The organism is Mucilaginibacter angelicae, assembly GCF_042434235.1.
Classification (GTDB): Bacteria; Bacteroidota; Bacteroidia; order Sphingobacteriales; family Sphingobacteriaceae; genus Mucilaginibacter; species Mucilaginibacter angelicae.
The window spans coordinates 77729-90758 of record NZ_JBHLTS010000020.1; the positions used below are offsets into that span (position 1 = coordinate 77729).

The window sequence follows — 13030 nt, forward strand, 5'->3', positions numbered from 1 at the left end:
AATTTTGTGCCAGAAACGAGGCTATGAAGGGTTTTAAATTACGGATGATCCGTTTGTATGCTTTAATTGGATTTGGCAATATCCAACACCATTCTGCCCTCAATATCCCCTGCTTTCATCCTGTCAAATATCCCGTTGATATCCTCCAGACCGGCCGTATGAACAGTTGCTTTCACTTTACCCTCCAACGCAAATTCAATGGCTTCCTGCATATCTTTCCTGGTGCCAACGATAGAGCCGCGAACAGTGTACCGGTTAATGACTGATTCAAAGATGGGCAGGTCGAAATCGCCTTTTGGCAAACCGTTTAAAGCTATGGTTCCTTTTTTCCGCAATGCTGATATGCCTTGTTTAAAAGCAATAGGTGAAACCGCTGTTACCAACACGCCATGCATGCCGCCGGTTGCTTTTTTCAAACACTCTCCCGGGTCCTGGTTCAGGGCATTTACCGTCAAATCGGCTCCTAAACTCCTGGCCAGTTGAAGCTTGTCATCAGCTACATCAATAGCAGCTACATGCAGGCCCATGGCTTTGGCATACTGAACTGCAAGGTGCCCTAAGCCTCCAATGCCCGATATAGCGATCCACTCACCGGGTTTAGCTTCAGTTTCTTTTATCCCTTTATAAACAGTAACACCGGCGCAAATAATAGGCGCCATTTGGGTAAAACTTATGTTAGCAGGAAAATGGGCCACATACCGCGAGTCGGCAATTACATATTCTGCAAAACCGCCATCTACGCTATAACCTCCGTTTTGCTGGGAATCACAAAGTGTTTCCCAGCCGGTTATGCAAAACTCGCAGCACCCGCAGGCACTGTACAGCCAGGGCACGCCTACAATATCACCTTCCTTAACATTTTTAACGCCATTGCCAAGCGCTGCCACATAGCCAATAGCCTCGTGCCCGGGTATCAACGGCATTTTAGGCTTGGCCGGCCAATCGCCCTGGCAGGCATGCAAATCGGTATGGCACACACCGCAGGCCATCACTTTTACCAATATTTGGTTTTCGCCCGGCTCTTTCACCGGCATTTCCTCAATTTGCAGCGGCTGTCCAAATGCATGGATCACCGCGGCCTTCATTTTTTTAGGCAGCATATATCTTTTTTATAAATGATCAGGAACGGTTTATTTGGCAGCGGGAAATATCAGTAAAGGAATATCCAGCCGCCCGGCCATTTTTTCGCTATGGCTTCTTTTCAGTAACCGGTAAATGAAATCGTGGGGCCGGTGTATCATCACCAGCATATCAACCTGTCCATACTCGCATAGCCAGCTTAAACCGGCTTCCACATGGTCGTTTCTTACACTGCGATAATAGATGAGCGGATAATTTGCTTTGTTAGATACCCCGGTCATGAAGTTTGCAATAGTCTTTTTCAATTCTTCCGATACTTCCCCGTCATGAATATGGGTAAGCAAAATCTCTGCACCTAATATTTTGGCTAAGGGTATTAAATGAAATAAACTCTCCAGGTCATTTTCGGGATGGGCAAAATCTGTCGCGAATGCTATCTTTTTAAGGGGAACGATCTTAGTTTCGGGTGAGATGAGCATTAAAGGTTTGGTAGTGGCTTCGATCATGTTTTTACTATGGTTGCCTAATAAAAAACTGCTCATCCCTTCGCCATGGGTCCCCATCACTACAAGGTCTACCGGGTTGTTTTCCACATAGCTTTCCACCACATCAGTCACCATACCCGATTCATTTCTGAACCTGATTTCCGGCTTAAACTCATCGGGCCGGGCAGTTTTTTCCAGTTGGGATTTCAGGGTTTCGAGTCCATGGGCGCTGTCTGTTAAAAACAGTTCAATATCATCCATTGGCCAAACTACCACACCCGATTGCGGCATTTCTGCGGGCACAATAACCGCGTTACAGAGTACGATATTGGCCTTGATCTGTTTGGCCAGATTATAGCCATATTCAGCAGCATGCTTTGCATTGGCTGAAAAATCAGTAGCAACAAGTAGCGTTTTCATGTTTTGAGTGATTAATATTTGATATCACAAAGCTGCCTGTTTTTGCCGGTGAAAATAATGACGAGGGTCACCTTTAAATATGACCCTTAACCAAAACAAACTGTTTATCAAATAAGTACATGCGGTAAATTGTGCTGCGTCAAACGAAAAGTATTAATGATGATCATGTGAGCTTAATACTGCGGTAAGATTAGATTAAACCCAATAATCAGAATGACGAAGATCTGTTATCAGAACATGCCTTATCGTTATTTGTTTTTTTTAAATCATTGATCCATAAAACACAAGGGGCTGTAAGTTTATGATACAGCCCCTTCACTACAGGTTAAAAATGATTATTATTTAGTAACTATATTTATCCGCCCTCCTGTTTTAAACAGATCATGTGATACAAAATAACCCGCATTAACCTTTCCATCAACCTGTATTGATGTTACTGCCCTACCCTTGCCGGGCTTGCTGATAATTAATGTTTTGCCATTACTGGTTATCCATTTTACTTCGTCAAACAGCGGCGCGGTTACAATGTATTTCGGATCGGTTGCCGAAAAGGGGTACAAGCCTAAGGCGCTGAAAACATACCATGATGACATTTCGCCGGCATCATCCATACCGCTGAGCTCCAGCCCTTCATTGCCAATGCCGTACAGGTTATTTAAAATATAGTCGATTATTTTTTGTGATTTTGCAGGTTTGTTGATGAATATGTAAGCGAAGGGCGCTTCATGATCGGGCTGGTTACCCTGGCAGTACTGGCCTATCATGGTTTCCACATTGCGGGCAATATAGTTAGGGTTCCATGGCAGGGTAAACAGCGAATCGAGCTTTGATTCAAAGCCTTTTGGCCCGCCATAAAGCTCAATCAGCCCCGGCATATCATGCGGCGCAAAAAAGGATACCTGCCAGGCATTAGCCTCGCGGTACATGTATTCATAATATGGGTGCTGCGGATCGAAGTTTTTAATCCAATCACCATTTTCCAGCCGGCCGCGCATAAACCGGGTAGCCGGATCAAACATGTTTTTATAGTTTTTTGAACGTGCCATCAGGATCCGGTAATTGGCCGTGTCGCCTAACTTTTTGGCTATCTGGGCTACCGAATAATCATCGTATGAGTATTCAAGAGTTTTTGAAACGCCGGCTTTGGCTTTGGTTTCAACCTCTGGCCTGGCAATGTCAGGATCAGAGATATAGCCTTTTTTAATATACTCGGTAATAAATGGGCGCGGCCCGCCTTCAACATTTGCGTTTCTTAACAGTAATTTATAAGTGCCCTCAACGTCAAAATTGTCAATCCCCCGCAGGTAAGCTCCGGCGATTGATGAAGCCCCGTGATCACCATGAAAAAACGTAGGGATAAAGCCTGTTTTGTCGCCTACATCTTTCAATGATTTAATAACATCAAGCGTTACATCAGGAGTGATCAAACCTAACAACACATCCTTATTGCGATAGGTATCCCACAATGATGGTTCAGTATAATACCTGGCCCCGGTTTTCACTATGTTCTTTTTGGCATCGGTAAACTCGCCGTTTACATCACTGCGCAAAGCCGGCCAAAGGAACGAGCGGTACAGACACGAATAAAACATGCGTTTTTGTTTTTCGGTGCCGCCCCTTACCTGTATGTTTGATAATAGCTTTTCCCAGGTTTGCGTTGCCTCAGTACGGATAGCATCGAAGCTTTTGCTGCCTATCTCTTTCTCCAGGTTTTCCTTGGCGTTTTTTTCACTTACAAAGGATAGGCCTATTTTAAGCTCAACCGGGCCGGTACCGCCATCAGCTAAATATAACATCGCGTATCCGCTGCGCTGCCCATCATCCGTTTTTTCTAATTTGTTTATTTTGGTGTTTATCGTAGCATAAAAATAAACGTTTTCGCCTCCCTGGAAACCTTGTACAGCGTTAGCCCCCGCCTGCTCTATGCGCCAGGTTGATACCCTGCTGTTAGCTTTGCCCAAATCAAAAAGGATTTGCCTGTTGCTATTGTCTTTAAACTCATATTTATGATAACCGCACCTTAATGTTGAGGTAAGGTTCACATTTACATGATAATCGTCAAGATACACCTGGTAAAAGCCCGGTGCCGAACTTTCTTTTTGGTGCGAAAACTTTGAACCAAATTTGCTGCCCTGTGGCTTTGACACCGGCAGAATGGGAATATTACAAAGGTTCCAGTGGCCTTTATTGGTATGCGTAAAGCCATAAATAACCGAGTCTTCATATTGATAACCCGCACCCGAGCCATAAGCAGTTATTGGGCTTAATTGTACCATGGCATTTGGCAATGAGCTGCCCGGAAAGGTAAGCCCGGCCCATGACCGCCATCCTTTGGGTAACTCATAACCCAGAATTTTAGGATCATTAAGCGGCGCGGTGCCTATAAACGTGTTTACATATTTAGTGTACACCGGTTTGGTTTGAGCGTTTGCCGCGTTTACCGTAAAAAAAATCAATAATGTTAAACAGATCAGGGTTTTAATTGGATTGTTCATTGATAAGTTCTATTAGCGTTACAAATTACCTGCTAAATTGATTTAGGGCAAGGCAAAATATAAATATTTATTGATGTTCTGTTCATTTTTTTAACGTTGAATGCCCCACTCCGTTTAAGTTAAAATCTCCAATTTCATTTTTCCTGAAAAGTATTTCAAAACTGTAACAAACCTGCTACTCAAAACCGAATAATTGTTATATTGACAACAAATTTCACGGCCCCCAATTACCGTAACCATAGATAAACCAAAATGAAGATATTCCGGCGCGTTCAGTCGTTTAAAAAGCGAAAAAAACAATCATTTTTAATATTGGGGGGATTATGTTCCCTTGTAATATCTGCCGGCTGCAGCCATAAGCCGGATGCTGTACCCGAACAGCCACTCTTCAAACTACTACAGCCCGAACAAACGCATATTGACTTTGCCAATACTTTAACCGAGGGTTTGAACACCAACGTGCTGATGTATGAGTATTTTTATAACGGAGGCGGCGTTGCCACCGGCGATTTGAACGGCGACGGCCTGCCCGACGTTTATTTTACCGGAAACATGACCGATAATAAACTGTACCTGAACCAGGGCAATATGCAGTTTAAAGATATCACCACCGAAGCGGGCGTGGCAGGTCGCCCCGGCCCCTGGAAAACCGGCGTAACCATGGCCGACGTTAACGGTGATGGCAAAATTGACCTGTACGTTTGCTACTCGGGCAAGGTACGGGCCGAAAAGCGGGTTAACCAATTGTTTATAAACCAGGGCAACGATGCCAGCGGCATCCCCATGTTTAAAGACATGACCGCGGATTACGGTCTTGATTTCCCCTCATTCAGTACCCAGGCTTACTTTTTTGATTACGATCGCGACGGCGATCTCGACCTGCTGCTGGTTAACCATAATCCGGCCCGGATCAGTATCCTCGATGATGTTTTTGTTAAAGATATGATGGCCAAAAGGGATGCTGAATCAGGCATTCGCCTGTTGAGGAATGATAATAATCATTTTACAGATATTACTATCGAAACAGGCATTGTTAATAATCCCCTATCCTACGGTTTAGCCGCAGGTATTGCTGATGTTAATGGCGATGGCTGGCCGGATATTTATGTATCCAATGATTATAGCGTGCCCGATGGGTTGTATATCAATAATACCAAAGGCGCATTTACCGATGAGCTTCAAAAACAGATCGGGCATACTTCATTTTATTCCATGGGTAATGATGTGGTGGATATCAACAACGATGGCAAACCAGATATTTACACATTGGATATGTTGCCTGAAGATAACAAACGCCAAAAGCTTTTATTCGGCATTGATAATTATGAAGCGTTCGACCTGAACCTGAGGGTGGGCTTTTATTACCAGTATATGCGCAACATGATGCAGATCAACAACGGTGATAACTCCTTCAGCGAAATTGGTCAGCTGGCAGGTGTTTCCAATACCGACTGGAGCTGGTCGCCCCTGTTTGCCGATTATGACAACGATGGCTGGAAGGATCTTTTTGTAAGCAACGGCTACACCCGCGATTATACCAACATGGACTTTTTAAAGTTCATGGGCGATAACCTTAAGGACAGGCGGGTAATGCGGCAGGATTTGCTGAATATTGTAAACCAGATGCCCTCCTCGCAGGTTAAAAGCTACCTGTTTAAAAATAACGGCAATACTACATTTACCAATACCAGCCAGCAATGGGGAATAACGCTGCCATCAAACAGCAATGGCGCAGCCTATGTCGATCTGGATAACGACGGCGACCTTGACCTCGTGGTAAACAATATTAATCAGCCCGCCTTTGTTTACGAAAACCAGGCAGCAAAGCAAAACAGCAATCACTATTTATCTATAAACCTGAAAGGTGCCGGTGGTAATACACAGGGTATCGGCGCTAAAGTTGCTATTTATAATGGCAATAAACATCAATACCTGGAGCAGATGCCAACCCGTGGTTTTCAGTCGTCCGTATCACCCGTACTGCATTTTGGCTTGGGGAAAGATGAGCAGATTGATTCTTTAAGGATCACCTGGCAGCGGGGCGGCTCACAGTTGCTTACTAAGGTAAAAGCCGATAAACAGATCACTTTAAATGAAAAGGATGCCACAGGTAATAGCCCGGTTCAAAAATCGATAAAGCCAATATATAAGGAAATTCAATCACCCATCGCATATGCCGAAAGTGATAATACTACCAATGACTTTAAACGGCAGCCTTTACTGATCAATTCCATCTCATTTTCCGGCTCATGCCTGGCCAAAGCCGATGTAAATGGCGATGGTCTTGAAGATGTGTATGTTGGCGGGCATGATGAAAAAGCAGGTATTTTATACCTGCAGCAAAAGGACGGCAGATTTATAACTAAAACCACCCCTGCTTTTGAAGCTGACAGGAAGAGTACCGATGCCGCCGCTGTTTTTTTTGATGCGAATAACGATGGCAAGCCCGATCTGTATATTTGCTCCGGCGGATACGCCGACTATAAACCGGATGATGCTTTATTACAGGACAGGCTATACCTCAACGATGGTAAAGGAAACTTTATAAAATCAAAAGACGCCCTGCCCAAAATGACCGGCAGTAAAAGCTGCGTAAAGATATCCGATATTAATGGCGATGGTTTTGCCGATCTTTTTGTAGGTGGCAGGGTTATCCCGGGGCAATATCCTGAAGCGCCTGAAAGTTATATTTTGATAAACGATGGCAAGGGAAAGTTCAGTAACCAAACGGCTAACTATAACCCGGCGCTAAAAAATACAGGCATGGTAACCGATGCCGCCTGGGTTGATATGAACGGCGACAAAAAGCCCGACCTGATTTTAGTTGGCGAATGGATGCCCTTAACGGTTTTTGAAAACGCCAACGGCAAGCTCACTGATGCCACAACAAAATACTTCGATAAAAAATATACCGGCTGGTGGAACTGTATCAGTGTAAGTGATATCAATCACGACGGGCATCCCGATATTATTGCGGGGAACCTGGGCTTAAACACCCAATGTAAAGCCAGTGACGCCGAGCCGGCAGAATTATTATACAAAGATTTTGACGATAACGGCTCGGTCGATCCCATCCTTTGTTTTTATATTCAGCACACAAGCTACCCTTATGTAACCCGCGATGAAATGCTCGACCAGATGAGCATGATGCGTACCCGTTTCCCCGATTATAAAAGCTATGCCGATGCAACGGTTGATAAAATATTTACCCCCGAAGAATTGCAGGGCGTAAAGAAGCTCAGCACCAATCACCTGGCCACTACCCTTTTTATCAGCAATAAGCAAGGGAAACTGCACGAAGCGGCACTGCCAATCCAGGCGCAATACGCCCCGGTTTATACCATAACCACGCTTGATTATGATCACGATGGCAAAGATGACCTGTTGCTTTGCGGTAATATGAACCATGCCCGCATCCGTTTTGGCAAGTATGATGCCAATTACGGGGTATTGCTTAAAGGCGATGGAAAAGGCGGTTATAGTTATATGAGCCAGCAGCAATCAGGCTTTGGCTTAAAAGGCGATGTGAGGGGCGTACTTCAATTAAATAATATGTTGCTTTTCAGTATGGATAAAGGCAAACTGAAAGCTTACACGCCACAGTAATCAAATTATGAAAAGAAATATATCAATAGCACTGCTTGGTTTATTTGCGATAACAGGCTGCCATAAAACACCGCCCCCGCAGTTAGGTAACAAGGATGTCGGCAAGGTAATTAGCCAGATGGCCGCCGTGATGATCCATGATGTTACCAACCCACCTTTGGCATCGCGTTTTTTTGCTTATACCTGCCTGGCTGGGTACGAGATTGTGTCACAAAATGATAAGCAGGTTAAAAGTATGCATGGCATACTGAATGATTATCCTGCCATCAGTACTCCAAAGCAAATTTCGGGCTATAACAGTCAGCTCAGTGCCTTGCTGGCTATGTATGAAACAGCCGGGAAACTTCAGCCATCGGGCAGTTTAATGCTTAAAAATGAGGATGCTTTTTTAGATTCATGCCGGGCAATAGGTTTTAGCAATGAAATGATTGACAGTTCAAAAAGTTATGCCAAATTCATCAGCAAAAAAATACTGGCTTATGCCAAGGCAGATGGTTATCGTAAAATAAGCAATTACCCACGTTATAAACTTAAACGCACGCCCGGCAGCTGGGACCTTACCCCGCCGGCCTATATGCTGCCTGTCGAACCTTATTTCAATACCGTACGGCCTTTCACGCTCGATTCGGCAGCGCAGTTTGTTCCTGATCCGCCTGTTCCTTTTTCTACCGATAAAAACTCGGCCTTTTATAAATTTCTGCAATTGAGCTATGCCAAGAGTGGTAACGGCTTAAAGCAGGAAGAGAAGGATATCGCCAACTTTTGGGATTGCAATCCCTTCGCTGTTCAAAACGACGGGCACATGCTCATCGGGCTAAAAAAGATCTCGCCGGGGGCGCATTGGATGGGCATCGCAAATATTGCCTGTAAGCAATCTAAAGCAAGTTTTTCAAAGACCCTGGAAGTAAATACTGTTGTTGCCGTAGGTTTGATGGATGCCTTTATTTGCTGCTGGGATGATAAATACCGCACCAACCGCATCCGGCCCGAAACAGCCATCCGCCAATATATTGATCCGCATTGGAAACCTTTACTGCAAACCCCGCCATTTCCTGAATATATCAGCGGGCATTCGGTGGTTTCGTCAACATCGGCGGTGATCCTTACCCACTATTTTGGCGATAACTTTAAATATACAGATAGCGTGGAGATTAGTTATGGCGTACCGCCAAGGCATTTCAGCTCCTTTACCCAGGCCGCTAAGGAAGCTGCCATATCCAGGTTTTGGGGTGGCATCCACTTTATGGATGCCATTGATAACGGCATTATACAAGGTAATAAAGTAGGCAAAAGGGTGTTGGATAAATTAAATAACCCAAAAGGGTCATGAAATAAATATGTGTAATTGACAGTTGTTATAATTTAAATTTTATATTTCTTTGTTCTTAGAAGCTGTTCAAATTTGACGAGTATGATTTACAGGTAGATAAAACTTCATTGCCGTTGGTTTTAACCAACGGAATAATGAGTAGCTATAAGAGGGCTTCAGCCCAAATCCGCTTGCATAATTGGGCTAAAGCCAAGACTTTTTAGCTTTTTTACCGTTGGTTAAAACCAACGGTAATGAATATTTTGAATTTTTAAACAGCCTCTTAAATCTACTATATAAAGTTTAAACCATTCCAACTATTATATACACCTATGCGCCAATCTCATTTTAATAAACAACTCATCAGGGCTTTACTGCTTTTCATTTTTGTTTTTAGCCATAAAGCAGGGTTCGGCTTTCAGCAATCAGATAACGGGCTATCCAAATCGGATACCGCCTCTGTGCCTAAAGAAATTGAAGACCCCGAAAACATCGGCATCAATAAAGAAGCCAGCCATGCCACCCTTATGCCTTATAGTTCATTAAAAGAAGCATTGGCGGCAAATCGTCATGCGTCATCATTTAGTCGCAGCCTTAATGGCCTCTGGAAATTTAACTGGGTAGACTGGCCGCAAAAGCGCCCGGTTAATTTTTATAAACCCGATTACGATGTATCTAAATGGAAGGATATCAAAGTGCCATCCAACTGGCAGGTTGAAGGCTATGGCACCCCCTACTACAGCAATTTCACGTACATCTTCCAAAAAGATTTCCCAAGGGTAATGAGCACCCCGCCCGTAAAATATACTGCTTATAAAGAGCGGAACCCGGTGGGCAGCTACCGCCGTGATTTTACCGTACCTGCCGAATGGAACGGTCGCCGTATTTTTATAACTTTTGATGGCGTTGATGCAGGTTTCTTTATCTGGGTGAATGGTAAAAAGGTTGGTTACAGTGTAAACAGCCGCAACGCCGCCGAGTTTGACCTCACCAAATACCTTAAACCAGGTAAAAATACTTTAGCTGTCGAAGTTTACCGCTTTACTACAGGTAGTTACCTTGAAGACCAGGATATGTGGCGCTTAAGCGGCATTTTCAGAAACGTAACCCTCTGGAGCAGTCCGCAGGAACACATCAGGGATTATTTTGTAAAAACAAATTTTGATAAGCAATATAAAGATGCCGATGTGGTGGTATCAACCAAAATTAAAAATTACGGCACAGTGCCGGTTAAGGCCCGTGTATTGGACGTAGCTTTATATAATGGCAGCGTACCGGTACCCGGAGCAACCGCCAAAAAAGCTATCCCCGCTTTAAAAGCGGGCGAAGAGGTTGTGGTTGAAACCAGCTTTCATGTAAACAATCCGCAAAAATGGACGGCCGAAACCCCTAAGCTTTATACAACCGTAGTTAAAATTAATGATGGGGCAAATGTAGTTGAAACCTTATCATCACGCACAGGTTTCAGGAGCATTGAGATTAAAGGCCGCTTATTCCTGGTTAATGGTGTGCCTATCAAGCTGAAAGGTGTAAACCGTCATGAAAACTGGCCTAACGATGGTCACGCGGTTACCGAAGAGCAAATGATCAGGGACATTGTACTGATTAAACAGGCAAACTGCAATCATGTGCGCACCTGCCACTATTCAGATGATCCGCGTTGGTATGAACTGTGCGATCAGTATGGTATTTACCTTGTTGCCGAAGCTAACTTAGAAAGCCACGGCGCCTGGGACGAGTTTAATGAAGAACCAGGGATCAAAGCAGCGCTGATTGACAGGAACGTGGCCAATGTGGAGAATTTCAAAAACCATCCATCGGTTATTATCTGGAGCTTAGGTAACGAGTGCGGCAGCGGCGGCTCAAATTTCAGGGCCATTTTGAAAGTAATTAAAGGTATTGATACCTCCCGCCCTACGCATTACCAGGGTTTCGGCATCGGCAAAAACAACCCTGCCGACATGGACAGTGAAATGTATACCGATGTAGAGAACCTCGAAAAAAATGCCAACGATAATACTTTAACCAAACCGTTTTACCTTTGCGAATATGCGCACGCCATGTTCAACTCCATGGGTTCGGTAGATATTTATAACGACCTTTTTGATAAATACCCGCAGTTATTAGGTGGTGCCATCTGGGAATGGCAGGATCAGGGGATCTATAACAACCGCGATCCTAAACACCCGATTACCGCTTTTGGCGGCGGCTTTGGCGAGTATCCAAACGACCAGTACTTTATCCATAAAGGAGTTGTTTTCTCTGATCGTTCATTAAAACCACATTACCCTGAGTTAAAACATGCCTACCAATGGATCAGCATTCATGCTAAAGATCTGAAAAATGGTATCGTTACTATTAAAAACCGGTACCAGTTCATTAACCTGAACAGCTTTACCGCCAAATGGGAAGTTAGCGAAAACGGCACTGTCATATCATCCGGTAACCTGGCATTAAAGGAAATTAAACCAGGCAATGAGTTGGAGGTAAAGATCCCATACAACGTTACTCCTAAACCCGGAGCAGAATATTTCCTGAGGGTTTCATTTGATCAGGCGGCTGATAAAATGTGGGCCAAAAAAGGATATGAAGTTGCTGCCCAGCAATTGGAATTGCCAATAGCTATCCCTGCCGCTAAAGAACAACCTGCAACAGGTAAATTAACTTTAGCCGAGGGTAAAGACGAAATTAAAGTAAAAGGCCCCGGCTTTAGCCTGGAATTTGACAAAGCGAAAGGTACTTTTTCGAAAATGGAAAAAGATGGCGAAAACGTTTTGCAGGATAACGGCGGCCCGATGCTGCACCTATGGCGCGCACCACACCGCAAGGATGATATGTGGGCTTATGATGATTATTGGGTTAAATATGGTTTAAAAGATTTAGCCTGGAAAACTGATGAGGTGAAAGCCAGCCAGCTTGCTACCGGCGAAGTGGAGATAAAAGTAAGCCTTACCGGCACAGGTAAAAATGATTTTGCGGTTCATCACCAGGCGGTTTATACCATTAACGGAAACGGCAATATCAAAGTGGATAACAACGTAAGCTTTAATGGAAATGATAAGATTGTGTTCGGTCGCTTAGGTGTTCGCCTGTTCCTGAAGCAGGACATGAACCAGTTTGAATACTTTGGCCGCGGCCCGATGGAAAACTATGCCGACAGAAAAAGCGGCTTTGACGTTGGCCATTATACAAGCAGCATAGCCCAACAAATGACGCCTTATGAAAAACCGATGGATTGCGGTAACCACGAGGATGTACGCTGGGCTAAAGTATCCACCGCCAATGGTTTGGGCATAGCTGTTAAGCAGGCCGGCGAACTGTTCCAGGTAACCGCATTGCCTTACAGCGATGAGGAAATGACCGATGTTGAATACAAAATAGACCTGCCAAAAAGCAAAGGCACGGTGCTATGCATCAGCCATAAAACTTTGGGTGTAGGTTCATACGGTTGCGGCCCTAAACCGCTGGAGCAATACCAGGTGTACGCAAAACCTGCATCGTTTAGCTACCAGATCCAGCTGTTGGGTAAAAAGTAAGAGCCTGAATATATAGTAAATAATATATTTCCACCGCGTCATTGCGAGGTACGAAGCAATCCCCGATTAGCAGGTCTGCCCTGTATAGTTTGGGATTGC

Annotated in this window: 6 protein-coding genes; 3 read left to right on the top strand and 3 right to left on the bottom strand. The window is 44.2% G+C overall.

All coding sequences use genetic code 11. The features are described 5' to 3' along the window. Window positions 1-62: 62 nt before the first annotated feature. The 3 genes from adhP to ACFFGT_RS08655 form a co-directional block, all read right to left on the bottom strand. Window positions 63-1100, bottom strand: a complete 1038-nt coding sequence (gene adhP / locus ACFFGT_RS08645; protein ID WP_377022120.1) for an alcohol dehydrogenase AdhP — start codon at window positions 1098-1100, stop codon at window positions 63-65. A gap of 30 nt (window positions 1101-1130) precedes the next feature. Continuing rightward, a complete protein-coding gene (locus ACFFGT_RS08650) occupies window positions 1131-1985 on the bottom strand; it encodes a universal stress protein (protein ID WP_377022121.1) in 855 nt (284 codons plus the stop codon). Window positions 1986-2323: 338 nt separating this feature from the next. Further along, complete coding sequence (locus tag ACFFGT_RS08655; protein ID WP_377022122.1) at window positions 2324-4480, bottom strand: GH92 family glycosyl hydrolase; 2157 nt, start codon at window positions 4478-4480, stop codon at window positions 2324-2326. Between the two features lie 252 nt (window positions 4481-4732). Here ACFFGT_RS08655 and ACFFGT_RS08660 point away from each other — a divergent pair, with 252 nt between their 5' ends. The 3 genes from ACFFGT_RS08660 to ACFFGT_RS08670 all read left to right on the top strand — a co-directional run bounded on the left by ACFFGT_RS08660 (window position 4733) and on the right by ACFFGT_RS08670 (window position 12931). Further along, window positions 4733-8086, top strand: a complete 3354-nt coding sequence (locus ACFFGT_RS08660; RefSeq protein ID WP_377022123.1) for a VCBS repeat-containing protein — start codon at window positions 4733-4735, stop codon at window positions 8084-8086. 7 nt (window positions 8087-8093) lie between these two features. Continuing rightward, window positions 8094-9416, top strand: a complete 1323-nt coding sequence (locus ACFFGT_RS08665) for a vanadium-dependent haloperoxidase (protein WP_377022124.1) — start codon at window positions 8094-8096, stop codon at window positions 9414-9416. 311 nt (window positions 9417-9727) lie between these two features. Continuing rightward, entirely contained in the window at window positions 9728-12931 is a 3204-nt protein-coding gene (locus ACFFGT_RS08670; RefSeq protein WP_377022125.1) for a glycoside hydrolase family 2 TIM barrel-domain containing protein, read from the top strand. The last annotated feature ends 99 nt before the right edge of the window (window positions 12932-13030 follow it).